Genomic DNA, 24,692 nt, shown 5'->3' on the forward strand with positions numbered 1-24,692 from the left:
ACTGTTCGGGACCGCACATTCGCTGCGCTCCCCACCAATCCTCACGAGGCAGATATGACAGTCGTCACGCCGAAATTCGGAATGGGCGCGTCCGTATTGCGCGTCGAGGACGGCGCCTTCATCACCGGCAAGGGCCGCTATACCGACGACATCGCGGCCACTTCGCAGCTGCACGGCTATGTCCTGCGCTCGCCCGTCGCCAAGGCGAGTTTCAAGATCGGCTCTCTCGACGATGCCCGTGCCGCACCCGGCGTGCGGCTGGTGCTGTCAGGTGCCGATGTCGCACATCTCGGCGATCTCAAGTCGACGGTCATGCAGAAGCAGCCCGACGGCACCCGTGCACCGACGCGCGACATTCCGATCTTGTGCCGTGACCGGGTTCATTATGTCGGCGATGCGGTTGCCTTTATCGTCGCCGACAGCCGCGCCCTTGCCCAGGACGCCGCCGAACTTATCGAGGTCGACTATGACGGCGAGGACGCCGCCGCCAACACCGCGACCGCGCTTGACGACGAGTCGCCGCTGGTGTGGCCGGAGCTCGGCACCAACCGCGCCTTCACCTACCATCTTGGCGACAAGGCCAAGACCGACAGCGCTTTCGCCAAGGCCGATCACGTCACCAGTGTCGAGTTCATCAACAACCGCCTGATATGCAACTACATGGAGCCGCGCTCGGCGATCGGCGAGTGGCGCGACGACGAAGACCGCTTCGTGCTGACCACCGGCTCGCAAGGCGTGCATTCGATGCGCACGGTTTTGACCGGCCAGGTCTTCGGCATCGGTGCCGACAAGCTGCGCGTCGTCACCCCCGACGTCGGCGGCGGCTTCGGCACCAAGGCCTTCGTCTACCGCGAACATGCGCTGGTGCTGGAAGCGGCCAAGCGGCTTGGCCAACCGGTCAAGTGGGCCAGCGACCGCACCGAACATTTCCTCACCGATGCGCAAGGGCGCGACAATGTCGTCAAGGCCGAGATGGCCATGGACAAGAACGGTCGCTTCCTCGGCCTGCGCGTCGAACTGCTCTCCAATCTCGGCGCCTACATCTCGCAATACGGTCCGGCCATCGCCCATATCGGCGCCAGCATGTCGACTGGTGTCTACGACATCCAGGCGCTCGACGTGACGATCCTGGGTGTCTACACCAACACCTGTCCCGTCGACGCCTATCGTGGCGCAGGGCGCCCGGAAGCAGCGCTCCTGGTCGAGAAGCTGACTGACGCCTGCGCCCGTGATCTCGGCCTGTCGGTCGACGAGATCCGCCGCCGCAACTTCATCCGCCCCGAGCAGTTCCCATACCGGACCCAGACCGGCCGGCTCTACGACGTCGGCGAGTTCCAGGCCCATATGGACCTGTCAATGCAACGCGCCGGTTGGACAAGCTTCCCCGACCGCCTCGCCGAAGCTCAGTCCCGCGGAAGAATCCGTGGCATCGGCATGGCGACCTATATCGAGGCCTGCGCCTTTGCCGGCTCCGAGCCGGCACGGGTCGAGCTCAATGCCGACGGCACCGTTTCGGTCTTCATCGGCACCCAGTCCAACGGCCAGGGCCATGCCACTGCCTATGCCCAGTTCGTCTCGGAAAAGCTCAATCTCGACGTCGCCAGCATCAGCGTTCACCAGGGCGATACCGACCAGCTTGCCAAGGGCGGCGGCACCGGCGGTTCACGCTCGATCCCGCTCGGCGGCGTTTCTGCCTCCCGCGCCGGTGCTGCCCTTGCCGAGAAGCTAAAGAAGATCGCCGCCGACGAACTTGAGGCCGCTGTCGCCGACATCGAGCTTGGCAATGGCGAGGCGCGCATCGTCGGCACCGACCGCGCCATGACATTCGCCGATCTCCATGCTGCGGCGAAAAACCCCGACGATCTCAAGGCAATGGGCGAGTTTGTTCAGGACGAGGCGACCTATCCGAACGGCACCCATATCTGCGAAGTCGAGATCGATCCGGAGACCGGCACGACCGAGGTGATCGCCTACACCATCGTCGACGATTTCGGCGCGACGGTGAATCCGATCCTGCTTGCCGGCCAGGTCCATGGCGGCGTCGTCCAGGGCATCGGCCAGGCGTTGCAGGAGGATGCGGTCTACAGCGAGGACGGCCAGTTGCTGACGGCCAGCTTCATGGATTACACCATGCCGCGCGCCGACAGCGTGCCGTCCTTTCATTTCGAGACGCGCAACGTGCCCTCGACCACCAATGCCATGGGCATGAAGGGCGCGGGCGAGGCGGGCACCATCGGCGCAACGCCGGCGGCGCTCAACGCGGTGACCGACGCGCTCTACCGCGCCTACGGCATCACCCACATTGAAATGCCCGCGACGCCGTTGCGCATCTGGGCGGCGATAGAGGCGGCACGGCAGCAGTGAAGCAAAACGTGGTTCAGGCGGCGTCGTCGTCGCCGCTTACAGGTATCGCTCTCAAGGTCATTTCAGTGGCGATTTTCGTCGGCATGTCGACGGCCATCAAGCTGGCCGGCCAGGTGCCCGCAGGCCAGATCGTGTTCTACCGCTCCTTCTTCGCCATCTTTCCGATCCTGGTCTTCCTCGCCTTCCGTGGCGAGCTGCGCACGGCGGTCGTCACCAAGCGCCCGGTCGGCCACATCATGCGCGGACTGGCCGGCGTCACGGCCATGGGCTTCGGCTTCTTCGCGCTGACGCAGCTGCCGCTGCCCGAGGCGATCACGCTGAACTATGCCCAGCCGCTGCTCGTCGTCGTCTTCAGCGCGCTCATCCTCGGCGAAAACGTTCGCGCCTATCGCTGGACCGCGGTCGCGGTTGGTCTTGTCGGTGTGTTGATCGTGTCGTGGCCCAACCTGACGCTGTTCACGTCGCCCGGAGGCGTCAGCGACAAGGCAGCGATGGGTGCGGTGGCTGCCATCATCGGCGCGGGCCTGTCGGCCATCGCCATGCTGCTTGTGCGCAACCTCGTCCATACAGAACGCACCGCAACCATCGTGCTGTGGTTCTCGCTGACAGCCAGCGTCATGGCCCTGTTCAGCATCCCGTTCGGCTGGCAGGCGCTGACCTGGCAGCAGACTGCACTGCTCGTCACCGGCGGTTTCTGCGGCGGCATTGCCCAGCTGTTCATGACCGAGGCCTACCGCCATGCGGAGGCGTCGACCGTCGCCCCCTTCGAATACACATCCCTGTTGCTTGGCATTGCCGTCGGCTATCTCGTCTTCGGCGACCTGCCGACGATCCACACGCTGATCGGCGGCATCATCGTCATCGCCGCCGGCATCTTCATCATCTGGCGCGAACAGCGCCTTGGCCTGGAACGCCAGGCCGTCAAGAAAGCGTCGTCGCCCCAGTAAGAGGCGATGACTATACATCTGGAGCCTGCCCGCTCCGCGGAACGTGAAGCGGCCTGTTTTCGGTCGAGCGGCGAGGCATTCTTTTGAGTGAGTTTTCCGGCCCCATCGACGTCGTCATGCCTTGGGTCGACGGTAGTGATCCTGCCCATCGCGACAGTCTCCTGCGCCATTGGCCGACGCTGCCCTGGCTGAGGCCGGCATCCTATCGCTACCGCGAGAATGGCGAGCTGCGTTATGCGCTGCGGTCGATCCATTTCCACCTGCCGTGGGTCCGGACCATCCATCTCGTCACCAATGGCCAGGTGCCGCCATGGCTCGATCTTGATCATGCAGGCATCAATCTGATCACGCATGGCGATTTCTTCGCCGAGCCGTCCAGCCTGCCGGTGTTCAGCTCCAGCACCATCGAAGCCAATCTTCATGGTATCGGCAGGGCAGGCGTCGCTGACCGCTTCCTGCTTTTCAACGACGACTTCTTCGTCGGCCAGATGGTGCCACGCGAAGAGTTCGTCACGCCCGATGGCAGGTCCCGGCTTCACGTCATGTCGGCAAGGCTGCCAAGGTTTCGGCTGCGGGCCGACCGCTACGGGCACATGCTGGCCTTCAACAACCTGCTGCTGTGCCTGGCCTTCCGTCGCAGGCGATGGTCCTACCCGCCGCATATCCCGTTGCTAATGGAGCTCGACAAGCTGGCTTGGCTCAACGCCCGGTTCGGCTTCTTGCTGCGCCGCACCGCACGGCATCGTTTTCGCCAGCGGACGGACGCGCAGGCGCGGGTGCTCTACATCAACGCCATTCCCGAGCGCGATCGCGGCCGGCCGGATGGCGCCGTGCAAGTGAAGCTGGCGAACGAGCATGTCGTCGCCGTCAGGGATGATGACGCGTTCAGCCGATCGCTGGCGCGCCTGGTCGCGGCCCCGCCTACCTTCTTCTGCCTCAATGACGAGATCGACGACGATGTGCGTGCCCCTGTCAGGGCCCTGGAGTTGCAGGCTGCCTTGGCGTCGATCTTTCCAGACCCGGCGCCATTCGAAAAGGATCGTCGTGAGATTAGGCTTGAGCCTACTGAACAGCCAGGCACCTGAGCCGTGCCGCCGTTTCTTCGTCGGCCGGGAAGAACGACTCGATGGCGATTTCCGACAAGGTCACGTCGAGCGGCGTGCCGAACACGGTGATCGTGCTGATGAAGGACAGCACGTCGTCCCCCACGCGCAGCCGTAGCGGGTGGGCGATTGCCAGCGGGTCGGCCTGCATCGGCCGGCCCTGACGCGGCCCGTCGGGATAGGTCAGCAGCTCCTGCTCCAGTGCCTTGAGTACCGGGTCGCCCGCCGTGTCGTTCTGGTGCTTCAGCCGCTCCAGCAGATGCGAACGCCATTCGTGCAGGTTGACGATGCGTGGCGCCACGCCCTTCGGATGCAGGCTGAGCCTGAGCACGTTGACCGGCGGCTCGAGCAGGGCGGCATCGACGCCTGCGAGCATCGGACCGAGTGCTGCGTTACCTTCGATCAGGTTCCAGTGCCGGTCGACTGCTATGGCGGGGTAGGGCTCATGCCCCTTCAGCACCATCCGCACCGCCTCCATGGCCGGCGCCAGCGAGGGATGGTCGAGCGGCTTTTCGCTGAAGCTCGGCGCATATCCGGCGGCGAGCAGCATCTGGTTGCGCTGGCGCAGCGGAATCTCCAGCTGTTCGGCAAGGTGAAGCACCATGTCGCGTGATGGCGCCGAGCGCCCGCTCTCCATGAAGCTCAGATGCCGCTGCGAGATTTCGGCTTCCATTGCGAGGTCGAGTTGGCTCATGCGCCGCCTGGTGCGCCATTCGCGGATGAGGTCGCCTACGGAATTCTGTGTCGTTGTCATGCCGCTACATTAAGCAATCGAATTCTGATTGCTATTACCTCAAGCGTAATCGCATTGGTTCAGCGGCGATGAGATGTTCGGTTTCAGGAAGGCGGTCGCAGACAGCCTCCACCAACCGAACAGGAGCTTGCCATGTCCATCACCGTCACCCCCTTCCTCCGCAACGTCCTCCATGCCGATGCGCTGATCAGCGGCGCGGCCGGCCTGCTCATGATGCAGGGTGCCCCTCTGCTGTCGCCGCTGCTCGAACTGCCGGCCCAACTGCTGTTCTGGGCCGGCCTGGTGCTGGTGCCATTCGTTGCGATGCTGGTGGTCGTCGCCCGCCGCACCACGGTGTCGAAGCTGATGATGATCGACATCATCGCCATCAACGCTCTGTGGGTGGTCGCCAGCTTCGGCCTGCTGCTCAGCGGCGTGGTTGCGCCCAATGCGCTCGGCATCGCCTTCGTGGTTGCCCAGGCGCTGGCGGTTGCGGTCTTCGCCGAACTGCAGTTCATCGGCATCCGCCGCGCTACTGCAGCGGTTGCAGCTGCCTGACTAGAGGCTGCCAAGTTCCCGCAGCTTCGCCTTGACCTCCAGGAAATCCCGCCACGCAAGTTTCTTGTGGGCGGGATTTCTGAGTAGATAGGCCGGGTGCAAAGTCGGCATGACCGGGATGACGATGCCGTCAGCAGTGACATGGCTCTTCCAGCTGCCGCGCAGCCTCAGAATTCCGTCCTGCGATCCGACCAGCAGCTTGGCCGAGGGGCCACCCAGCGTCACCAGCACCTTGGGCCTGGCAAGGGCGATCTGGCGCTCGACGAATGGCCGGCAGATTTCCGTTTCATGCGGCGTCGGCGTGCGGTTGCCGGGTGGACGCCACGGAATCACATTGGCAATGTAGGCCGACGTCCGGTCGAGCCCGATCGCCGCAAGGATACGGTCGAGCAGTTGCCCTGAGCGGCCGACAAAGGGCAGGCCCTCGAGGTCCTCGTCGCGGCCGGGCGCTTCGCCCACCAGCATCAGATCGGCTTCAGGGTTGCCGTCGGCGAAAACCATGCTCTTGGCGGTGGTCTTGAGATTGCAGCCGTCGAAGCCTTCCATGATCTGCTTGAGTTCGTCGAGCGATGCAGCCTTGGAGGCAAGCTCGCGTGCCGCCGCTGCCTGTACTTCGTCCGGCACGGCGGCAACCGCGGGGCGCTGTGGCGGCGGCGGCGCCGATCTGTCCGCACCAGGGCGCGATGCGCCGCCCTCTCCAGCCTGTGCTGCCTGTACTGTCTGTTTGGCCGGGGCCGCCTGCCGCTGGGCGGCGCTCTCGGCAAACCTGTCGATCGGATCGTCGACAAGCGCATCGTCGACGCCCGCCGCCGCATAGAAGGCGAGCAGATCGCGCAGATCCGGAAATTCGTTTCCCGAAGTTGTGGCGTTTCCCGAAATTGAGACCATGGCCCTTTGTCGGTGTTACGCCGCCGATTTGCAAGTTCACGAGGAAGGAATGCGCGGGTCCTGCACCAGATAAAAGCGCCAGCGTGGTGTGTAGTCGGTGACCAGGAAGCTGAAACTGGCGACCGCGAGCGGGTCGACCTTACCATCGAGGTAGCGCAGCCGGTCATAAGGTTCGAAGTCGCGGCTGTACTGCACGAAGCTGTCGGAGGAGATGTTGACGTTGTCGGTGCGGCGCTGGTCGAAGGACAGCCCGTCGCCAAACACGCTGGCCTGGCCCTGCTGCTCCTGCAATTCGAACTCGAACTCCACCCAGGCCTGGCCGCTGTTGTTCAGCGCCTCGATGCGCATGAACATAATGCCATTGGCATAGAAGCCCGAGCTGTCGAAGGGACGGATCGGCCGGATCGTGCGGATGGTCAGCGTCACCGGCGTCGCCGATTCCAGCTCTTCCCTGACCACGAAGGGGTCTTCCCTGGTGCCCGTTCCCGAAACGCCGGTGATCTTGAAGCCGCCGAGCTCGTCGGAAAACGAGTAAGCGCCGGCATTCCAGACCTTTTGATCGGCCTCGGTCTCCTGCGAGCGACCTTCGCTAACAAGACATGTCGCAATAAGAAGGGCGGCCCCAGCCAGGATGTGGCGTTTGGGGTGAAAGCGCTCCAGTCCGGTCCTGCAAGGCACGTGTTGGCGCATGTAGAATCAATGGACGAAAAGGCTGTTGAACAACACCTGTTTTGTGACAGTACGGGCCATAACGCACAGCCGAAAGGTGAAATCTTTTGACCTTTACGTTAACGTAAGATAATTCATGACTTGGAGGAGCGTCATAGGCCAAACAGCCGATGTGCGGATTGGTCCGTTTGACGTTTGCCGACGATGCGCTATGCAGCGCTTAGCTACAGATTGCCCCTGGGACAGGGCTAGCCAACGCGGAGGGATTGATGAGCGATATCGAACGCGAGAGCATGGAATTCGACGTTGTCATCGTTGGCGCTGGCCCGGCGGGCCTGGCGGCGGCGATCCGGCTCAAGCAGGTCAATCCTGAACTCTCCGTCGTCGTGCTCGAGAAGGGCGGCGAGGTCGGCGCCCACATCCTTTCGGGTGCCGTCGTCGATCCGATCGGCATCGACCGTCTGCTGCCCGACTGGCGCCAAGACAGCGACCATCCGTTCAAGACGCCCGTCACAGATGACCACTTCCTGGTGCTGGGGCCGGCAGGTTCGGTCAAGCTGCCGAACATGTTCATGCCGCCGCTGATGAGCAACCACGGCAACTACATCGTCTCGCTCGGCAATGTCTGCCGCTGGCTGGCGACGAAGGCTGAAGCGCTCGGCGTCGAGATCTATCCCGGCTTCGCCGCCGCCGGCCTCATCTACAACGACGAAGGTGCCGTCACCGGCGTCTACACCGGTGACATGGGCGTCGAGCGCGACGGCTCGCATGGCCCGTCCTTCGCTCCCGGCATGGCGCTGATGGGCAAGTACGTCTTGATCGGCGAGGGCGCCCGCGGCTCGCTTGCCAAGCAGCTGATCGCCAAATACGACCTCGGTGCCGGCAAGGAGCCGCAGAAGTTCGGCATCGGCCTCAAGGAACTGTGGCAGGTCGCGCCCGAGCATCACAAGCCGGGCCTCGTCCAGCATTCCTTCGGCTGGCCGCTCGATATGAAGACCGGCGGCGGCTCGTTCCTCTACCACCTTGAGGACAACATGGTGGCGGTCGGTTTCGTCCTCCACCTCAACTACAAGAACCCGTATCTCTCGCCCTTCGAGGAATTCCAGCGCTTCAAGACGCATCCGGCGATCCGCCACACCTTCGACGGCGCCAAGCGCCTGTCCTATGGCGCCCGCGCGATCACCGAGGGCGGCTACCAGTCGGTGCCGAAGCTGTCCTTCCCAGGCGGCGCGCTGATGGGCTGCTCGGCTGGCCTGGTCAACGTCCCGCGCATCAAGGGTTCGCACAACGCCGTGCTGTCGGGCATGCTCGCTGCCGAACATGTCGCCGAAGCCATCGGCGCCGGCCGCGCCAATGACGAGCTCGCTTCCTACGAAGCCGCCTGGCGCTCGACCGACATCGGCAAGGACCTGAAGAAGGTCCGCAACGTCAAGCCGTTGTGGTCGAAGTTCGGCACCATCCTGGGCGTCGGCCTCGGCGGCCTCGACATGTGGCTCAACACGCTGTTCGGCGTCTCGCCCTTCGGCACGCTGAAGCACGGCAAATCGGACGCCCAGTCGCTCGAGCCGGCCTCGAAGCACAAGAAGATCGACTACCCCAAGCCCGACGGCGTGTTGACTTTCGATCGCCTGTCGTCGGTGTTCCTGTCCAACACCAACCACGAGGAAGACCAGCCGGTCCACCTCCAGGTCAAGGACATGGAACTGCAGAAGCGCTCGGAATATGGCGTCTTCGCCGGCCCTTCGAGCCGCTATTGCCCGGCAGGCGTCTATGAATGGGTCGACAAGGACGGCAATTCGATCGCCGGCGATCCCGGCCATGCGGACGCGAAGTTCGTCATCAACGCGCAGAACTGTGTCCACTGCAAGACCTGCGACATCAAGGATCCGAACCAGAACATCAACTGGGTGCCGCCGCAGGGCGGCGAAGGGCCGGTCTATCCAAACATGTGATCGAGGCCGGCTGGCCTCCAGCTAACAAACGAAACGGCCCGGAAGTCTCCAGACTTCCGGGCCGTTTCTTTAGCTGCGGGGTGCTGAGGCGCTTTCGGTCGCCACCGTTTCCGTCTCGCTGTCTTCTGGATGGGTGGCCGTGTCGCGGAACGAGAACTCGACCAGCAGCGGACGATGGTCCGAGCCGGCATCCTCACCCATCGTCACCTGGTGGACCAGCACGTCACCCTTGGCCATGACATGGTCGATGGTCAGCCCCGCAAAGCTCATGAAATCGGGCAGCATGAAGGTCAGCCAGGTGCGGCCGGCGGCTGGCATCAAAGTCAGCCCGCCAAGCCTGGCAACGCGAGCCACGGCAGCACTCCATGGTGTGGCGTTGAAGTCGCCGCCGAGAATGGCGTTCTGGCCGAGGGCAGCGAGATTGCCGCCCAATTCATCGATTTGGCCCGACTGCTCGAACGGCCAGGGCCAGCCGAGATGGATGGACACGACGTCGCTTGCCCGGCCACCGAAATCGACCCTGGCAACCGCCAATGCGCCTTCGCCGAAACATTGCGGCTCGCCGCCTTCGGCAAATGGCCGTCGCGACAGGATCGCCACGCCGAAGATGCCGTTCGGATAAGGGCACATCATGCGATAGGGGTAGCGCGCGAACAGCGGTTGCAGCTTGCCTTCCCACATCGCCGACACCTCCTGGAAGGTGATCACGTCGGGCTGCCAGCGGCCGACAAGCGACAGCACCTTGCCGGGTTCGGTGTTCTTGAAGCGCAGGTTCATCTGCAGCATCTTGTAGACCGGCCGGCCTTCGGCGCGCGGCTGGAACGCGGCATGTACCGGACCGAGCCCGGGCAAGGGCAGCGAACTGGAGGTGGTGGAAAGGGCCGCAGCGCCAAATGCCAGGGCGGCAACCGCCTGCCAGCGCAGCGAGGTCAAGAGCAGCGGCAGTGCCGCCAGCATCATCGCCACCGCCAGATGCACCCTGAAATGCGCAAACGAGTCGAGCGCCGGATGCCAGGCGCCGAAGAATCCGGCGACCAGCGGCGCCGACAAGATCATCATCGCCAAGAAGCAGGCGATCCTGCCCAATCTGCAAAACGTCGTCATTCTGATTTCATGTAGCAACAAATACGGCCCATTGATGATCGATTATGGGCCGTTTGCGCTTTGCTGGAAAGCTCCGTCGGCGCCGCGGTGCAAGTTGGCTATGCCCGTGACCAACGGTTGAAATGCTGGGCGACTCGTGAGACCGATGGCCTGGAAACCGGCATCGATGCGCGCATGCATTGGCCTTGCGGAGACTGGAATGAAATCAACCGCCCATCGCTGGCTACGTGCATGCGTGGCGCTGATCGTCATGACCCCGTTTGCCGCGCAAGCCGAGGGACAGGTCGTCGAGCAGGTCAAGACCTACGCAATCTCGGGAACCACGGCCCCCGAGCTCTACGCCTCGATCGGCGAGCGCGGCCCGAAAGCCGGTATCGGCCGCGCCATCGCGGACACCAATTTCAAGCTCACCTGGCAGCGCAACTACGTGCCGCAAGGCGACACCTGCACGCTGGTCTCGGCCAAGCCAAAGCTCATCATCACCTACACCTTGCCCAAGCCGGCCGGACGCTTGCCGGGCGGGCTGAAGCAGCGCTGGGATGTCTTTTACGAAGGCGTCCGCCGCCACGAGCTGGTGCACGGCCAGATGATCAAGGACATGGTGGCGACAATCGAGCGAACCACGATCGGCCTTTCGGTTCCGGGCGATCCGAACTGCAAGAAGATCAGGCAGGAGATGATCAAACCACTGTCTGAGGCGTCTCTGGCACAACGCCAGCAAAGCAGCGACTTCGACCGCGTCGAGCTCAACGATGGCGGCAACGTCCATCGCCTGATCCTGTCCTTCGTCAACGGGCAGTAGTCTTACCTGCCTCGACGCGGAACCTGCATGACGCAAGGGGATTTTTAACCACAGCTTATGGTTGCGCTGGAAGTTAACCTTGCTTTTGCGGCCAAATGGCACCGTTGCCTTGACGCGAGGTGCAACCATGACCGGCAGGTACACCAACAATATCCAGGCAGCGATCCTCTATGAGGGCGGAGATGAGATCTATCCGTCGCTGCATCTCAATGCCTTCCGTGCAGCGATGCTCAACAATCAGCTTCCGCTCAACATCGTCCAGGAGGACCGTCATTTCGTCCTGATGATGGGGCCGGGCGAGTTCCGCATCCTGGTCACCTATTTTCCGCGGCCCGCCGATGCGGCAGTCTTCGCCCCGACACTTGGCTCCGCGGTCACGACCCTTCTGATGCCGGATGCCAGGGAGCGCGTGCGCCGGCACACCGCGCATGTCCTTGTCGAGGTGCATCATGGCGTCATGGGAGGCGTCACCGACAACCCTGAAATTGCGGGCTTCTTCAGCCAGATCGGCATGCCGCGCCCCGGCGCGACGCTGCGCGAGTTCAATATGCGCGTCGAGATCCTCGGCGAAGTCTGCCGCCACCTGCTCAAGATCCAGCCTGCCAGCGCCATCCACTGGACCCAGAACAATATGCTCATCGCCGGAGAGCAGTTCACGGCGTTTCTGGACCAGCCGCAGCCCAGCATGCTGACCGTTCATCCCAAGCTTTTCGCCGGCGAGCCCGTGCCCGGCTTCAACGAGCAGCCAGCCGGTCTGCTGACCCTGGGCGGCGCCGACTATATCGGCCGCGAAGTCTATGTCGCGCCGGCGCCCATTCCGTGGATCGATCTCTACGACGCCGCGCTGGCCTTCATGCGTGTCGCTATTTTGCCCAACGGCTACATCGTCCCCGACGACGAGACCTTCGGTCCCGAAAACGGCGACTATTCCTATCGCGTCAGGCATCTGTCTGCCGAGCAGCACCCGATTGGCATGCGCGAGCCCTGCTATGCGCTGACGCTGCGCTTCTCCCGACAGCACAGCTACACCACGATGGAACACGAGACCCGCACGCTGATATCAGGCGGCATGCGCAGCGTCGCCGCCTCTGTCGAACCGGACAGGGACAAGCGGCGCGAACTGATCGCCGATTGGGAGCAGAAGGAGCGCACGGCCCAGGCCGTGGGCAACAGCCTGCAGCTTTACCGCAAGGGCGAGGGCGGCTCGGACGACCCGTCGCCAGCGCCGCGCTTTGGTGGCGGGTTCACTCGACGCACCGCTGTTTTCGGCCGCAAGCACTAGCCAGCGGCCATTTGGTCGGTCCGCAGCTTACTGGAACGCCGTTTCGGCGAAGCTGCGCAGCTTGCGCGAATGCAGCCGCTCATTGGGCATTTCGGCCAGCTTCTCCATCGCGCGTATGCCGATGGTCAGATGTTGTGCCACCTGCCGCTTGTAGAACTCCGTCGCCATTCCCGGCAGCTTGAGTTCGCCATGCAGCGGCTTGTCGGAAACGCACAGCAGTGTGCCGTAGGGCACGCGGAAGCGGAAGCCGTTGGCCGCGATCGTCGCCGATTCCATGTCGAGCGCAATCGCGCGCGACTGCGACAGCCGTTGCACCGGTCCGCGCTGGTCGCGCAGCTCCCAGTTGCGGTTGTCGATGGTGGCGACCGTGCCCGTCCGCATGATGCGCTTGAGATCGTAGCCGGACAGGCCGGTTACTTCCGCGACCGCCTCCTGCAGCGCCACCTGCACCTCGGCCAGCGGCGGGATCGGGATCCACACCGGCAGGTCGTCGTCGAGCACGTGGTCCTCGCGGACATAGGCATGCGCCAGCACATAGTCGCCGAGCGCCTGGGTGTTGCGCAGGCCGGCACAGTGGCCAAGCATCAGCCAGGCATGCGGCCTCAGCACGGCGATGTGGTCGGTGATGGTCTTGGCGTTGGAGGGTCCGACCCCGATGTTGACCATGGTGATGCCGGCATGGCCAGGCTTCTTCAGGTGGTAGGCCGGCATCTGCGGCAGCCGCGCGGCAGGCGTGCCTTCGGACGGCGCCGAGTCGCCTGCCTTGGTCACCACGCCGCCCGGCTCGACGAACTCCGAGTAACCGCCGCCGCCCTTGGCCATCAGGTCGCGGGCCAATACGACGAATTCGTCGATGTAGAACTGGTAGTTGGTGAACAGAACGAAGTTCTGGAAGTGCTGCGGCGTGGTCGCGGTATAGTGCGCCAGCCGGTGCAGCGAATAGTCGATGCGCTGGGCGGTGAACACGGCCAGCGGCCGGGATTCGCCCGGCATGATCTCGAACGTGCCGTTGGCGATATGGTCGTCGGTGCCGTCGAGATCAGGCACGTCGAACAGGTCGCGGATCGGCCGCTGGATGCGGTCGGCGGCGGCACCGTCGACATGGGTGCCTTCGAGGAAGGCGAAATGCAGCGGGATCGGCGTCGTCGATTCCGAAACCGTCACCGGGCCGCCATGGTTGCGCATGATCAGCTTGAGCTGTTCGGTGAGGTAGCTCTTGAACAGGTCCGGCCGGGTGATCGTCGTCGAGAAATGCCCTGGCGTCGGCATGTGGCCGTAGGCCTGGCGCGAGTCGACCTGCGAGTAGGATGTCGTGGTGACGCCGACTTCGGGATAGCAGGCGCGGAACCTGACATTGGTGTCTGCGCCGGCTGCGAGCGAGGCAAAAGCATCGCGCAGGAAGGCGGTGTTGCGCTCGTAAAGCGCCTGCAAGGCAGCAACCGCCTTGGTAGCATCAGTAAAGCTCTGCCGTGGAAACGGCAGCGGCGAAGAGATCGATTCGATAGGTTGAGGATAGATTCGCTTTTCCATGACCTATTATAGAGATCAATTATGACGGCTGCGAGGGGGCTCGCGGCGCCTCCTTCAAATCTCTCAGGCGCGCTGCAGGCTGACCAAGAGGACGAAGCCGACGCCGCTCTTGCGAGCGGCAGGTGCCTCGATCGTCGAGCCGTTGTCGGCGCGAAGCTGCGGAACGGCCAGCACCGGAGCGGCAAGGACCATCAGGATCAAAGCAGCGCGCGGCAGGAGCCGGAGCGTCTTCTTGATCTGGGTTGCGGTGCGGGTCATTGGCGTTGCTTCTTTTCGGTTTTGCGTTGTTTCGTTACTTCGTCACGATTTCCCAGGATCGCGCCGGGCGGCTGGTCTCTGCCACCAGCGTTGCGAACATGATCCCGAACAGGGCACTCAGCAGGCAGACGATGGTGAACCGGCGGGCGAGCATTGGTGTCTTCTCCTTCGATGGATCGGACTATGCCAAGCTGCGACTGAACGGGTTCTGAGACCTCCGTTCATCTTCGGTTCAAATTTATTGACAGGGCTTAATGTGTCCGCAGGGTTGTGTTTCGCCCCGCCACGCATATCTCCAGAGCATCGCTCACCAACGGAGACTGCGGAATGACCAGTCAGACATTGCCGATCGAACTCTATTACTGGCCCACGCCCAATGGCTGGAAGATTTCGATCATGCTGGAGGAACTTGGCGTTCCCTATACGGTCAAATACATCAACATCGGCAAGGGTGAGCAGTTCGAGCCGTCATTCCTCAAGATCGCCCCCAACAACCGCATGCCTGCCATCATCGACCCGGAAGGCCCGACTGCTGACGGCAAGTGGGGCGGCGCGCCGATCTCGATCTTCGAATCCGGTGCGATCCTGCAATATCTCGGCCGCAAGTTCGGCAAGCTCTATCCCTCGGATGAGCGCGGCCGTGCCGAGGTCGATCAGTGGCTGTTCTGGCAGGTAGGTGGCCTCGGCCCGATGGCCGGCCAGGCACATCACTTCCGGCAATACGCGCCGGAGAAGATCGCCTATGGCATCGACCGCTACACCAATGAGGTCAACCGGCTCTATGGCGTGATGAACAAGCGACTCGCCGATCGCGAATTCCTGGCGGGCGACTATTCGATCGCCGACATCGCCTCGCTCGGTTGGGTCAAGCCCTACAAGAACCAGGGCCAGGAGCTCGAGGACTTCCCGCATCTCAAGCGCTGGTTCGACACGCTGCTAGCCCGTCCCGCCGTTATCCGCGGCCTGGCTGTTGGCGAAGACCATCGCCGTAACCTCGCCGACGACAAGGAAGCCCAGAAGGTACTGTTCGGCCAGCGGGCGAGGGCATAAGGCGGCTAGGATATAGCGAATAGCGATGAGGGACTCTTGACCGCCAGGGTCGTTGTGAGCCGTCTATTCGCTATTCGCTATTCGCTATTCGCTATTCGCTTACAGCTTCTTCCAGTTCTGCGTCTTGCAGATCAGGCCGCCGAGCACGCAGCCGCTCATCTTGAGCGTCGAGCCGGCGACCGAAGCCTTGCCAGTATAGGTCTTGTCATTGGCCGGATCGGTGATCTTGCCGGCATAGGTGCCGCCATTGGCGTTGAAGGTGCCGATCTTCTTGCCGGCGTGCTTGCCGTCCTTCAGCGTGATGCAGAAGCCGCCGCCGCAGGGCGTGATCGCGGCAGTCGATCCGGCTTCCGTCTTCCAGTTGCCCTCGATCGGATCGGCATAGGCAGCCCCCGCCATCATCAGGGTGGCCGCGATGGCCAGGCTCATCTTGCGAAGCATTGAAGTCCTCCCGGTTGAATTGTCGCTCACAGGCACTCTCCCTGCCTGACGTTTACGCAAACGTAAGCGTAATGCAGCTGTCGGCAAAACGAAAGTGGTGCCGCAAGGGAAGTTTTGAGCCTTTTTGAGAGCCCCGAAACGCGTCGTCCGAGTGCCGAAGTTCATCCTTGGCAGCGGATCAATGTGTCGCGTGGTTATCAAAGACTTATCCGGCGGCCTGAGAGTTTTCATCGCATTTTCTTCAAATTCCAGCCGCCGCAAGGAATCCTATCCTTAATGAATTCCGAGCTTTACCCTTTGTTTTCAGTTTGTTTTCTTCGAGTTAAGCAAGCCATTTAACGGCGGATTCAAGGCTCCCCGGCATTCTCGGAAGCATCGAAAGGGCAGCTCCGGAACACCAGCGGGCCGGCTCTCAGGAGACAGGCAGAGGATAAGAAAATGGCACGTTTCGAAATCTTTGACGCTGGCTTCGGCGCGATGGGAACCACCGCTCAGGCCGACATTCTTCTCGAACTCGGCATGATGTATGCGACCGGCCGCGATTGCGAGGTCGACGTGGTTGCCGCCCACAAATGGTTCAACATCGCCGCGATCAAGGGCTCGGCCCGCGCTGCGGCCCTGCGCTCGGAGCTTTCCGGCACGATGTCCAAGCTCGACATCGTCAAGGCGCTGCGCGAAGCGCGTGAATGGATGACGATGCACTAACAATCTGCTTCCGGGGGGAGGCCGAGGTCGCCTGAATGGCGGCTTCCAATAACAACAACGCGACGGTTTGAAGGACAGGCCAGGCGCGACAGGGACATGACCTCCAGCATGCCCCATTGACGAACAAAGAGTTAGACAGGGCAGGCGAATGTCCGACGGGCCGAAGATGCTCGCGGCACTCTCCACGAAAAAGGCCGCGACCGATCACCATAAGATCGGCGCGGCCTTTTTGTTTCGGCCAGCCGAAGCGTGGCAGCATCGTCATGCCCACCGCATTGCCCGCCGCCCTGTTTGCAGGCACAACATCCTGACGCCGATGCGCCAAGACAAGGCCCGGTCGCGATGACAGCTTTCGGCGATTGCACGTATGACGCGATCAGGGAATTCCGGAGCGTCCCAGGGAGGGTAACAATGCATTTGAAACGTACATTCGGCGCGGCTCTTGTCGGCCTGTCGATCAGCGCCGGCGCCGCCTACGCGCAGGACATCGGCATTGCCGTGGCGGGTCCGATGACCGGACAGCTCGCCAACATCGGCGACCAGTTCAAGCAAGGTGCCGAAGCCGCCGTCAAGGCGATCAACGAAAAGGGCGGCGTCTTGGGCCGCAAGCTCAAGCTGTCGATCGAAGACGACGTCTGCGATCCCAAGCAGGCGGTTTCTGTCGCCAACCGCATCGTTGCCAACGGCATCAAGTTCATCGACGGCCATGCCTGCTCGGGCTCGAGCATCCCGGCATCCGCCGTCTATGCCGAATCCGGCGCGCTGATGATGTCGCCGGCGTCGTCGAATCCTGTTTTGACCGACGATGCCGCCAAGAAGGGCTGGCCGACGATCATGCGCCTTTACACGCGTGACGACGCCCAGGGTGCCTTCATCGGCCCATGGATCGCCGAGAAGTACAAAGGCAAGAATGTCGTCGTGCTGCATGACAAGAGCGCCTACGGCCAGGGCGTGGCCGACGCAGTCAAGGCAACGATGAACGCCGGTGGCCTGACCGAGGTTCTCTACGAAGGCATCAATGCCGGCGAGAAGGACTATTCGGCGCTGGTTACCAAGCTCAAGGAGCTCAAGGCCGACGTCGTCTATTTCGGCGGCTACCACCCCGAAGCCGGCCTCATCCTGCGCCAGTCGGCAGAGCAGAGCCTGAAGTACCAGCTGATCATGCCCGACTCGATCGCCTCGCCGGAGTTCTGGCAGATCGCCGGCCCGGCCGGCGAGGGCACGCTGTTCGTCTTCCCGTCCGATCCGCAGGCCAAGCCTGAGGCCAAGGAAGCAGTCGAGAAGATCAAGGCCGGCGGTTTCGTGCCGGAAGGCTTCACGCTGTTCTCCTACGCCACCATCCAGGCTTTCGCGCAGGGCATCGAGCGTGCCGGCACGGATGACCCGATGAAGGTCGCTGAGGCGCTCAAGGACGGCAAACCGATCAGCACCGTCGTTGGCGATGTCGTCTTCGACGAGAAGGGCGATCTCAAGAACGCCAGCTACGACATCAACCAGTGGCACGACGGCAAATACGCGCCGATCAAGCAGTAAGCCGCACGTATGCATTCAATGGCCGGGCATGTCCCGGCCATTGTCGTTTTCACGAGCTTGGCGCAAAATGAGATTTTCGCACGCGGACGCCAAGATCAGGCCGTTCTGGCCGGCGCAAGCCGTGTGCGTCGCATTCAGGAGGAACCGACAATGAGCCTTCGCATCAATGACACCGCCCCCGATTTCAAGGCCGACACCACGGAAGGCGCAATCAGCTTCCATGACTGGATCGGTGACGGCTATGCCGTGCTGTTTTCGCACCCGAAGGATTTTACGCCCGTCTGCACCACCGAACTCGGCTACATGGCCGGGCTCAAGGCGGATTTCGCCAAGCGCAACGCCAAGATCATCGGCATTTCGGTCGATCCGGTCGAGAACCACCACAAATGGAAGGCCGACATCGAGACGCTCTCCGGCAACAAGGTCGACTATCCGATGATCGGCGACCCGACGCTTGCCATTGCCAAGCTTTTCGACATGCTGCCGGCGACGGCCGGCGACAGCTCTGAAGGCCGCACGCCGGCAGACAATGCCACCGTGCGTTCGGTCTTCGTCATCGGCCCCGACAAGAAGGTCAAGCTGACCTTGACCTATCCGATGTCGACCGGCCGCAACTTCGACGAGATCCTGCGCGCGCTGGATTCGATCCAGCTGACCGCCAAGTACCAGGTGGCAACACCTGTGCAGTGGAAGCAGGGCGACGACGTCATCGTCACCGCCGCCGTCTCCGACGAGGACGCGATCAAGCGCTTCGGCTCGTTCGAGCGCGTTCTGCCCTATCTCAGGAAGACCAAGCAGCCGACCGCCAGCTGATCCGGCCCAGCATGCGAACGAAAGCCGCGCCCTTGGCGCGGCTTTTTCGATTCAGCTCATGCCGACATAACGGCCGGGGCGATGGTTGATGGCGATGATCAGGTTGAGCACCGCCGCACCCAGCACCGAAAGTGCGACCTTGTCGAGCTCGAGATAAAACAGCGACACGAGAAGGATCACGAGGTCGACCGCCAGCTGGAAATAGCCGGCGCGGATGCCGTAATTGTCCTGCAGGTACAAAGCCAAGATGTTGAAGCCGCCGAGGCCGGCGCGATGGCGGAACAGCACCAGAAGGCCCATGCCCATCAGGCCGCCGCCTGATATCGCGGCATAAAGCGGGTTCAGGTGGCCGATGCCGATCCAGTCGGGCACCAGGCGCGACAGCAGCGAAATCAGCGCCACGGCAGCAAAGGTGCGCAGCGCGAATGGCCAGCCCATGCGCTTCACCGCGAGATAATAGAAGGGCAGGTTGATGACGAAGAAGATGGCGCCGAAGCCGTAGCCGGTGGCGTATTGGACAAGCAGCGCCAGTCCGGCCGAACTGCCAGTGATCAGCCCGGCATTGGTGTAGAGCACCAGCCCGAGCGCCACCATCATGGTACCGGTGAGCAGTGCCAGCACGTCCTCGTACTGGCGATGCGGTAGGGCATCACTGTTGCTGATGTTGGTCACTGCGCTTGCCTGTCCATGTTTGCTGCATCGCAGCAATAAGACGCCAGCCCGAAATCCGGTACAGATTTTCGGGCTGGGCTGTCATGCGCAAACAGCAAGGCTCGCGTCAGTCCTCGAAGCGCACCAGCACAGTTCCGTCGGTGACCTGCGAGCCCTCGACGGCGATCTCGCTGATCACCCCGTCATGGGTGGCGGTGATGGTGTGCTCCATCTTCATCGCCTCGAGCACCAGCAGCGGCTGGCCCTTGGTCACCTTGTCGCCCTTGGCGGCACGTACCAGCTTGACCAGCCCTGGCATCGGCGCGCGCATGCTCGACGTGCCTTCGCCGATCTCGGCAGCACGGGCGAACGGATCGCTGATGGCGAAGTCGAACGAGCGGCCGTTTTCGAACACGGTGACATGGCCGGGCCACGCCGCGACGGTCGCACCGACATCGTTCACGCCCGCAGCTAGCACGAAAGCCTCGCCGCCCTCCGGTCTGACCTGGAAACGCCCGTCCGGCCGCGCGGTGATGTGGGCAACAATATCGTCGCCGCCAAATGACAGCGTTGCCCGCCGTGCCAGCGGGTTGAAGTGGGCGTAGCCGGTGAGGCCAGACCACGGATCATCAGAGGCAGCGGATGCCGTGGCTCCCGTGGCAGCCAGTGCGGCGAGTGCTACGGCCCGGCTGCTCGGCGGCGCGGTGACCGTCAGCTCATCCTGCTTGCGCCCGATGAGACCGGTGTCGACATCGCCGGAGGCGAAGTCGGGGTCACGTGCAAGGGCTGCGAGGAACGCCGCATTGGTCGTCGACCCGGCCACTTCGGTGCGAGTGACTGCTTCGGCCAGCGCGTTGAGGGCCGTGGCGCGATCAGGCCCGTGCGTCACCACCTTGGCGATCATCGGGTCGTAGAACGGCGAAATCGCATCGCCTTGGCGCACGCCGGTTTCAACGCGAATTTCGGTGCCCGGCGTGGCTTCGGTCGGGAAACTGAGATGATGCAGCGTTCCGATCGCCGGCAGGAAGCCCTTGGCGGGATCCTCGGCATAGAGCCGTGCCTCGAAGGCATGGCCGGACAGCGCGATCTCATCCTGCGCCAGCGGTATCTGCTCGCCCGAGGCGACCCGAAGCTGCCATTCGACCAAGTCTACGCCTGATATCATCTCGGTCACCGGATGCTCGACCTGCAGCCGCGTGTTCATTTCCATGAACCAGAAGCGGTCCGGCTTCAGCCCGTCCGAGGCATCGACGATGAACTCGATCGTGCCGGCGCCGGAATATTTGATCGCCTTTGCCGCCTTCACGGCGGCATCGGTCATCGCAGCGCGCAACTCCGCCGTCATGCCAGGAGCAGGGGCTTCCTCGATCACCTTCTGGTGGCGGCGCTGTGCCGAGCAGTCGCGCTCGAACAGGTGCACGGCATTGCCAAAATTGTCGCCGAACACCTGCACTTCGATGTGGCGCGGCTTGTCGACATATTTCTCGACCAGCACGCGGTCGTCGCCGAAGGCGGCCTTGGCCTCGCGCCGCGCGCCAGAGAGCGCATCGGCGAAATCGTCGGGATGGTCGACGCGGCGCATGCCCTTGCCGCCGCCGCCGGCGCGCGCCTTGATCAGCACGGGATAGCCGATCTCGCGCGCCTTGCTGGCGAGGATGACGATCTCCTGCGCCTCGCCGTGATAGCCTGGCACGACCGGCACGCCGGCCTTTTCCATAAGCCTCTTGGCCGCGTCCTTGAGCCCCATGGCGCGGATCGAATCTGCCGAAGGGCCGATGAAGACGAGCCCTGCCTGCGTCACCTGGTCGACGAAGCCGGGGTTTTCGGACAGGAAGCCGTAGCCGGGATGGATCGCCTCGGCGCCGGTCGCCTTGGCAGCCGCGATGATGACGTCGCCGCGCAGATAGCTCTCGGCGACCGGCGAGCCGCCGATATGCACGGCTTCGTCGGCCATGGCGACGTGCAGCGCGCGCGCGTCGGCGTCGGAGTAAACGGCCACCGTCTTGATGCCCATCTTGCGGGCAGTGCGGATGACGCGGCATGCAATCTCGCCGCGATTAGCGATGAGGATTTTTGAGAACATTCTTTGATCCCCCATCACATCCTGAACACGCCGAACTTGGTGTCGGCGACCGGCGCGTTGAGCGCAGCCGACAGGCTGAGCGCCAGCACCTCGCGCGTCTTCGCCGGGTCGATGATGCCGTCGTCCCACAGGCGCGCCGACGAGTAGAGCGGGTGCCCCTCGCGCTCATATTTCTCGAGGATCGGCGCGCGGAATTCGGCCTCTTCTTCCTTGCTCCAGGTGCCGCCCTTGCGCTCGATGCCCTCGCGCTTGACCATGGCGAGAACGGTCGCCGCCTGCTCGCCGCCCATGACGGAAATGCGTGCGTTCGGCCACATCCACAGGAAGCGAGGCGAGTAGGCGCGGCCGCACATGCCGTAATTGCCGGCGCCGAACGAACCGCCGATGATGATCGTCACCTTCGGCACCTGGGCGGTCGCGACCGCCGTCACCAGCTTGGCGCCATCCTTGGCGATGCCACCGGCCTCGTATTTCGCGCCGACCATGAAGCCGGTGATGTTCTGCAGGAACACCAGCGGGACCTTCCGCTGGCAGCACAGCTCGATGAAATGCGCGCCCTTCAGCGCGCTCTCCGAAAACAGCACGCCGTTGTTGGCGATGATGCCGACCGGCATGCCGTGGATATGGGCAAAGCCGGTCACCAGCGTGGCGCCGTAGTTCTGCTTGAACTCGTCGAACTCGGAGCCGTCGACAACGCGCGCGATCACCTCGCGCACGTCGTAAGGCTGGCGCAGGTCGGCGGGGATGACGCCATAGACCTCTTCCGGCGCATGAACAGGCGGAATCGATTTCTTGAGAACGAGCCCGATGTCCTTCTTCCGATTCAGGTTTTTGACGATGCGCCGGACGATCGCCAGCGCGTGTTCGTCGTCCACGGCATAGTGGTCGGCGACACCCGAGACCCGCGTGTGCAGGTCGGCGCCGCCCAGGTCTTCGGCGCTCACATCCTCGCCGGTGGCCGCCTTCACCAGCGGCGGCCCGGCGAGGAAGATGGTCGCCTGGTTACGCACCATGACGGTCTCGTCGGACATTGCCGGCACATAGGCGCCGCCCGCCGTGCACGAGCCCATGACGCAGGCGATCTGCGGAATGCCTGCCGCCGACATGTTGGCCTGGTTGAAGAAGATGCGGCCGAAATGATCGCGGTCGGGAAACACCTCGTCCTGGTTGGGCAGGTTGGCGCCGCCCGAATCGACGAGATAGATGCAGGGCAGATTGTTCTGCAGCGCGATCTCCTGCGCCCTGAGATGCTTCTTCACCGTCAGCGGATAATAGGTGCCGCCCTTCACCGTGGCGTCGTTGACCACCACCATGACCTCGGTGCCCTCGACGCGGCCAATGCCGGCGATCACGCCGGCCGAGGCGATGTCGCCGCCATAGAGGCCGAAGGCGGCGAACTGGCCGACCTCGAGGAAGGGCGAGCCGGCGTCGAGCAGCTGTGCCAGCCTTTCACGCGGCAAAAGCTTGCCGCGCGACACATGCCGCTTGCGCGCATCCTCCGAACCGCCGCGCTCCACCGTCGCAGCCTTCTCGCTGATGTCAGCCACCAGCGTTCGCAGGCGCGCGGCATTGGCCTTGAAGCTTTCGGAGGAGGGGGAGAGCTGGGAATGAAGCGTCGGCATTTTTCCTCTTGGAGTGATACCCATGCATAGCCGCGCCCAAGGCGCGAAGCAGTCATGGTGGGTGGCGAATCTAACGCACTAGCCTCGTAATTTCGGCGAAGTCCAGACGTCGGTGTCTTGCTGTTGATCCATCTCCGCTCTGCATCGCCTCTCAGCGAATGACCTCAATCTTGCAGCCGACGTCGAGATCGGCCCATTTCCTGTCGGCGGTGACAGCCGTTCGTTCAGTCAGTATCGCCAGTGCCAGACAGGCGCGATCGCCCAGCGACAGGCCCTTGTGACGCGTCGATGCACGAAGGTGCCCCGCCACCAGCGCCAGGTGTTGGTCGAACGACACCACCTCAAGACTCAAGTTCTCGTATTGCTGGCGTACGTCAACTTCGTCATAGCCCTTGTCGGTCAGCTTCGAGATGACCTCCGTCACATTGACCGCGCAGATCACGCTCTTGTCGACCAGCGCATGCACCCGGTCGGCTCCAGGCTCTTGCAGCATCGCCGCCAGCACCGCCGAAGCGTCGAGCACGATCACTCTTCACCCCACATTGCGCGGCGCTCGGCAATGAACTCGTCGACAACGCTCTCGCCCGGCTTCTTGTACTTGGCCATCTCCTGCTGGACGCGGGTGAGGGCCATCTGGCGCGAGATCAGCCTGAGTTCTCCGTTCTCGACGCGAGCGACGAGATCGTCGCCCGGCTTGATGCCCATTTCCTCGCGCATGGCGGCGGGGATGACGACACGGCCGCCGTCGCCGACGCGCAGCCGCTCGTACTTCGGCGGCTTGCGCAGCAATTCGTCCCTGATCCTGGAGCTGTATGGCTTCTGCGGCTCCTCGGCGAAGCCCTTCGGTGTCTCTGGCTCTGTCATGGAACGAACCTCGATCTGTGGCAGAAATCGAGATTGTGCCATAAATGGCCATTTGCGGCAAATTGCAGCCAGAGGTGTTGCGAAAACCTCTGATTGTTTTGGCTTGATAACGTTGCGGAATGCGTGTACCTGCCCGCTCCCGAATGGGCGAGCCTCTGGCTCGTCCGCATGTTCCGCAACCTGTCCTCTTGGAGACGACCGATGAGACGCATCGATATGCGCCTGGCATTCCGTCTCCCTTCGGCAAAAGGCTGAGGCCGCCGAAGGGCGGCACCTTCACACCTTGAATTCACCGAAGTTGCAGGGGAGCGCGCCGCCGTCGAGGCCGCGCGGTTGTCATCATGTATGTGCGTTTCGTTACGCCGCTTATCCACCCGAACAGCCGGGTGGAGGCCGGCTTCTTCCGGGCGTCCTGGTATCTCTACAGGACCGGCTGTCCGGACTGGATCCATGCCGAACTGGGCGAGCAGTTCAACTGGTTCAATGAGCATTTGCCGATACCCGGCAGGATCGGTCGCCATTTCAAGCGGCGTAACTCGATCTGGGGCATCTGCTGGTTCGACCCGGACGCCGCCGAGGCCATCAGCCGTGCGCGCTACTGCGCCTGGCTGATTGGCGAGGGCGGCCTGCCGGTGCGGACAATCAAGACCGCCGGTCAGCGCGAGGTCATCTGGCGTGACGCCCATCAGATCGTGTCGAAGCCGACCGCCGATCTGCCAAGGGCTTTCCAGTGACCAGGC

26 protein-coding genes are annotated in these 24,692 nt (G+C 63.1%); 14 read left to right on the top strand and 12 right to left on the bottom strand.

What is annotated here, in order from left to right; translation table 11 throughout:
• The first annotated feature begins 54 nt into the window (after positions 1–54).
• From ACSQ3E_RS07670 to ACSQ3E_RS07680, 3 genes are all read left to right on the top strand, one after another.
• Positions 55–2,364, top strand: coding sequence for a xanthine dehydrogenase family protein molybdopterin-binding subunit (locus ACSQ3E_RS07670; RefSeq protein ID WP_436122226.1), 2,310 nt, complete (start codon positions 55–57; stop codon positions 2,362–2,364).
• Positions 2,361–3,311 (top strand): DMT family transporter, encoded by a 951-nt coding sequence (locus ACSQ3E_RS07675; RefSeq protein WP_436122227.1) that lies wholly within the window; start codon positions 2,361–2,363, stop codon positions 3,309–3,311. The genes ACSQ3E_RS07670 and ACSQ3E_RS07675 overlap by 4 nt, the downstream gene beginning before the upstream one ends.
• 83 nt (positions 3,312–3,394) lie before the next feature.
• Positions 3,395–4,396, top strand: coding sequence for a Stealth CR1 domain-containing protein (locus ACSQ3E_RS07680; RefSeq protein ID WP_436122228.1), 1,002 nt, complete (start codon positions 3,395–3,397; stop codon positions 4,394–4,396).
• On the opposite strand, the gene ACSQ3E_RS07685 is transcribed toward ACSQ3E_RS07680, so the two are convergent.
• Positions 4,374–5,168 (bottom strand): helix-turn-helix domain-containing protein, encoded by a 795-nt coding sequence (locus ACSQ3E_RS07685; protein WP_436122229.1) that lies wholly within the window; start codon positions 5,166–5,168, stop codon positions 4,374–4,376. The genes ACSQ3E_RS07680 and ACSQ3E_RS07685 overlap by 23 nt on opposite strands.
• Positions 5,169–5,300: 132 nt before the next feature.
• Between ACSQ3E_RS07685 and ACSQ3E_RS07690 the strand changes: the two genes are divergently transcribed.
• Positions 5,301–5,705 carry a hypothetical protein gene (locus ACSQ3E_RS07690; RefSeq protein ID WP_436122230.1) on the top strand — a complete coding sequence of 135 codons (405 nt, stop codon included), beginning with the start codon at positions 5,301–5,303 and terminating at the stop codon, positions 5,703–5,705.
• Here ACSQ3E_RS07690 and ACSQ3E_RS07695 read toward each other — a convergent pair whose 3' ends face one another.
• Positions 5,706–6,593: a uracil-DNA glycosylase family protein gene (locus tag ACSQ3E_RS07695; protein WP_436122231.1), complete on the bottom strand. Its 888-nt coding sequence runs from the start codon at positions 6,591–6,593 to the stop codon at positions 5,706–5,708.
• 36 nt (positions 6,594–6,629) lie between these two features.
• Positions 6,630–7,283 carry a hypothetical protein gene (locus tag ACSQ3E_RS07700; RefSeq protein WP_436122232.1) on the bottom strand — a complete coding sequence of 218 codons (654 nt, stop codon included), beginning with the start codon at positions 7,281–7,283 and terminating at the stop codon, positions 6,630–6,632.
• 248 nt (positions 7,284–7,531) lie between these two features.
• On the opposite strand from ACSQ3E_RS07700, the gene ACSQ3E_RS07705 reads away from it, so the two are divergent.
• Complete coding sequence (locus ACSQ3E_RS07705) at positions 7,532–9,214, top strand: electron transfer flavoprotein-ubiquinone oxidoreductase (RefSeq protein WP_436122233.1); 1,683 nt, start codon at positions 7,532–7,534, stop codon at positions 9,212–9,214.
• A 69-nt stretch (positions 9,215–9,283) separates the two neighbouring features.
• On the opposite strand, the gene ACSQ3E_RS07710 is transcribed toward ACSQ3E_RS07705, so the two are convergent.
• Positions 9,284–10,318 (bottom strand): endonuclease/exonuclease/phosphatase family protein, encoded by a 1,035-nt coding sequence (locus ACSQ3E_RS07710; protein WP_436122234.1) that lies wholly within the window; start codon positions 10,316–10,318, stop codon positions 9,284–9,286.
• Positions 10,319–10,517: 199 nt separating this feature from the next.
• Here ACSQ3E_RS07710 and ACSQ3E_RS07715 point away from each other — a divergent pair, with 199 nt between their 5' ends.
• Positions 10,518–11,120, top strand: a complete 603-nt coding sequence (locus ACSQ3E_RS07715) for a DUF922 domain-containing Zn-dependent protease (RefSeq protein ID WP_436122235.1) — start codon at positions 10,518–10,520, stop codon at positions 11,118–11,120.
• A gap of 127 nt (positions 11,121–11,247) precedes the next feature.
• Complete coding sequence (locus tag ACSQ3E_RS07720; protein WP_436122236.1) at positions 11,248–12,402, top strand: hypothetical protein; 1,155 nt, start codon at positions 11,248–11,250, stop codon at positions 12,400–12,402.
• Positions 12,403–12,429: 27 nt separating this feature from the next.
• Here ACSQ3E_RS07720 and ACSQ3E_RS07725 read toward each other — a convergent pair whose 3' ends face one another.
• Both ACSQ3E_RS07725 and ACSQ3E_RS07730 read right to left on the bottom strand, forming a co-directional pair.
• Complete coding sequence (locus ACSQ3E_RS07725; RefSeq protein ID WP_310323367.1) at positions 12,430–13,932, bottom strand: AMP nucleosidase; 1,503 nt, start codon at positions 13,930–13,932, stop codon at positions 12,430–12,432.
• Between the two features lie 63 nt (positions 13,933–13,995).
• Positions 13,996–14,190: a hypothetical protein gene (locus tag ACSQ3E_RS07730; protein ID WP_310323369.1), complete on the bottom strand. Its 195-nt coding sequence runs from the start codon at positions 14,188–14,190 to the stop codon at positions 13,996–13,998.
• Here ACSQ3E_RS07730 and ACSQ3E_RS07735 point away from each other — a divergent pair.
• Positions 14,190–14,402, top strand: coding sequence for a hypothetical protein (locus ACSQ3E_RS07735; RefSeq protein ID WP_310323480.1), 213 nt, complete (start codon positions 14,190–14,192; stop codon positions 14,400–14,402). The two genes, ACSQ3E_RS07730 and ACSQ3E_RS07735, sit on opposite strands and share 1 nt — an antisense overlap.
• A 115-nt stretch (positions 14,403–14,517) precedes the next feature.
• Positions 14,518–15,240 (top strand): glutathione S-transferase family protein, encoded by a 723-nt coding sequence (locus tag ACSQ3E_RS07740; RefSeq protein ID WP_436122237.1) that lies wholly within the window; start codon positions 14,518–14,520, stop codon positions 15,238–15,240.
• A gap of 99 nt (positions 15,241–15,339) precedes the next feature.
• Here the strand turns inward: ACSQ3E_RS07740 and ACSQ3E_RS07745 are convergent, their stop codons facing one another.
• Entirely contained in the window at positions 15,340–15,681 is a 342-nt protein-coding gene (locus ACSQ3E_RS07745) for a DUF2147 domain-containing protein (RefSeq protein ID WP_067964273.1), read from the bottom strand.
• A 438-nt stretch (positions 15,682–16,119) separates the two neighbouring features.
• Here ACSQ3E_RS07745 and ACSQ3E_RS07750 point away from each other — a divergent pair, with 438 nt between their 5' ends.
• The 4 genes from ACSQ3E_RS07750 (at position 16,120) to ACSQ3E_RS07765 (ending at position 18,732) form a co-directional block, all read left to right on the top strand.
• A complete protein-coding gene (locus ACSQ3E_RS07750) occupies positions 16,120–16,386 on the top strand; it encodes a sel1 repeat family protein (RefSeq protein ID WP_067964272.1) in 267 nt (88 codons plus the stop codon).
• 148 nt (positions 16,387–16,534) lie between these two features.
• Entirely contained in the window at positions 16,535–16,732 is a 198-nt protein-coding gene (locus ACSQ3E_RS07755; protein ID WP_310323377.1) for a hypothetical protein, read from the top strand.
• A 65-nt stretch (positions 16,733–16,797) separates the two neighbouring features.
• Entirely contained in the window at positions 16,798–17,919 is a 1,122-nt protein-coding gene (locus tag ACSQ3E_RS07760) for an ABC transporter substrate-binding protein (protein WP_436122238.1), read from the top strand.
• 150 nt (positions 17,920–18,069) lie between these two features.
• Positions 18,070–18,732, top strand: a complete 663-nt coding sequence (locus ACSQ3E_RS07765; protein ID WP_263007767.1) for a peroxiredoxin — start codon at positions 18,070–18,072, stop codon at positions 18,730–18,732.
• Between the two features lie 51 nt (positions 18,733–18,783).
• Here ACSQ3E_RS07765 and ACSQ3E_RS07770 read toward each other — a convergent pair whose 3' ends face one another.
• The 5 genes from ACSQ3E_RS07770 to ACSQ3E_RS07790 all read right to left on the bottom strand — a co-directional run bounded on the left by ACSQ3E_RS07770 (position 18,784) and on the right by ACSQ3E_RS07790 (position 23,952).
• Positions 18,784–19,404 (bottom strand): YitT family protein, encoded by a 621-nt coding sequence (locus ACSQ3E_RS07770; RefSeq protein WP_436122239.1) that lies wholly within the window; start codon positions 19,402–19,404, stop codon positions 18,784–18,786.
• 106 nt (positions 19,405–19,510) lie between these two features.
• Positions 19,511–21,466 carry an acetyl/propionyl/methylcrotonyl-CoA carboxylase subunit alpha gene (locus tag ACSQ3E_RS07775; protein WP_436122240.1) on the bottom strand — a complete coding sequence of 652 codons (1,956 nt, stop codon included), beginning with the start codon at positions 21,464–21,466 and terminating at the stop codon, positions 19,511–19,513.
• Positions 21,467–21,480: 14 nt separating this feature from the next.
• Positions 21,481–23,088, bottom strand: a complete 1,608-nt coding sequence (locus ACSQ3E_RS07780) for a carboxyl transferase domain-containing protein (RefSeq protein ID WP_436122241.1) — start codon at positions 23,086–23,088, stop codon at positions 21,481–21,483.
• Positions 23,089–23,239: 151 nt separating this feature from the next.
• On the bottom strand, positions 23,240–23,617 hold the full coding sequence (locus ACSQ3E_RS07785; RefSeq protein ID WP_246765324.1) for a type II toxin-antitoxin system VapC family toxin: 378 nt from the start codon (positions 23,615–23,617) through the stop codon (positions 23,240–23,242).
• Complete coding sequence (locus ACSQ3E_RS07790; protein ID WP_310323391.1) at positions 23,614–23,952, bottom strand: AbrB/MazE/SpoVT family DNA-binding domain-containing protein; 339 nt, start codon at positions 23,950–23,952, stop codon at positions 23,614–23,616. Before ACSQ3E_RS07790 ends, ACSQ3E_RS07785 begins: the two co-directional genes overlap by 4 nt.
• Positions 23,953–24,293: 341 nt before the next feature.
• Here ACSQ3E_RS07790 and ACSQ3E_RS07795 point away from each other — a divergent pair, with 341 nt between their 5' ends.
• Complete coding sequence (locus ACSQ3E_RS07795; protein ID WP_436122242.1) at positions 24,294–24,686, top strand: hypothetical protein; 393 nt, start codon at positions 24,294–24,296, stop codon at positions 24,684–24,686.
• Positions 24,687–24,692 lie beyond the last annotated feature (6 nt).

The sequence above is a fragment of the Aminobacter sp. LjRoot7 genome, assembly GCF_964252895.1.
In the GTDB taxonomy this organism is placed as follows: Bacteria; Pseudomonadota; Alphaproteobacteria; order Rhizobiales; family Rhizobiaceae; genus Aminobacter; species Aminobacter aminovorans_B.

Coding starts and splice junctions, on each gene's coding strand:
- ACSQ3E_RS07790 (WP_310323391.1), bottom strand. CDS start 23,952: ATGACAGAGCCAGAGACACCGAAGGGCTTCGCCGAGGAGCCGCAGAAG.
- ACSQ3E_RS07710 (WP_436122234.1), bottom strand. CDS start 10,318: ATGACGACGTTTTGCAGATTGGGCAGGATCGCCTGCTTCTTGGCGATG.
- ACSQ3E_RS07720 (WP_436122236.1), top strand. CDS start 11,248: ATGACCGGCAGGTACACCAACAATATCCAGGCAGCGATCCTCTATGAG.
- ACSQ3E_RS07795 (WP_436122242.1), top strand. CDS start 24,294: ATGTATGTGCGTTTCGTTACGCCGCTTATCCACCCGAACAGCCGGGTG.
- ACSQ3E_RS07695 (WP_436122231.1), bottom strand. CDS start 6,593: ATGGTCTCAATTTCGGGAAACGCCACAACTTCGGGAAACGAATTTCCG.
- ACSQ3E_RS07755 (WP_310323377.1), top strand. CDS start 16,535: ATGTCCGACGGGCCGAAGATGCTCGCGGCACTCTCCACGAAAAAGGCC.
- ACSQ3E_RS07725 (WP_310323367.1), bottom strand. CDS start 13,932: ATGGAAAAGCGAATCTATCCTCAACCTATCGAATCGATCTCTTCGCCG.
- ACSQ3E_RS07775 (WP_436122240.1), bottom strand. CDS start 21,466: ATGTTCTCAAAAATCCTCATCGCTAATCGCGGCGAGATTGCATGCCGC.
- ACSQ3E_RS07750 (WP_067964272.1), top strand. CDS start 16,120: ATGGCACGTTTCGAAATCTTTGACGCTGGCTTCGGCGCGATGGGAACC.
- ACSQ3E_RS07765 (WP_263007767.1), top strand. CDS start 18,070: ATGAGCCTTCGCATCAATGACACCGCCCCCGATTTCAAGGCCGACACC.
- ACSQ3E_RS07670 (WP_436122226.1), top strand. CDS start 55: ATGACAGTCGTCACGCCGAAATTCGGAATGGGCGCGTCCGTATTGCGC.
- ACSQ3E_RS07705 (WP_436122233.1), top strand. CDS start 7,532: ATGAGCGATATCGAACGCGAGAGCATGGAATTCGACGTTGTCATCGTT.
- ACSQ3E_RS07780 (WP_436122241.1), bottom strand. CDS start 23,088: ATGCCGACGCTTCATTCCCAGCTCTCCCCCTCCTCCGAAAGCTTCAAG.
- ACSQ3E_RS07700 (WP_436122232.1), bottom strand. CDS start 7,283: ATGCGCCAACACGTGCCTTGCAGGACCGGACTGGAGCGCTTTCACCCC.
- ACSQ3E_RS07760 (WP_436122238.1), top strand. CDS start 16,798: ATGCATTTGAAACGTACATTCGGCGCGGCTCTTGTCGGCCTGTCGATC.
- ACSQ3E_RS07730 (WP_310323369.1), bottom strand. CDS start 14,190: ATGACCCGCACCGCAACCCAGATCAAGAAGACGCTCCGGCTCCTGCCG.
- ACSQ3E_RS07715 (WP_436122235.1), top strand. CDS start 10,518: ATGAAATCAACCGCCCATCGCTGGCTACGTGCATGCGTGGCGCTGATC.
- ACSQ3E_RS07690 (WP_436122230.1), top strand. CDS start 5,301: ATGTCCATCACCGTCACCCCCTTCCTCCGCAACGTCCTCCATGCCGAT.
- ACSQ3E_RS07745 (WP_067964273.1), bottom strand. CDS start 15,681: ATGCTTCGCAAGATGAGCCTGGCCATCGCGGCCACCCTGATGATGGCG.
- ACSQ3E_RS07685 (WP_436122229.1), bottom strand. CDS start 5,168: ATGACAACGACACAGAATTCCGTAGGCGACCTCATCCGCGAATGGCGC.
- ACSQ3E_RS07740 (WP_436122237.1), top strand. CDS start 14,518: ATGACCAGTCAGACATTGCCGATCGAACTCTATTACTGGCCCACGCCC.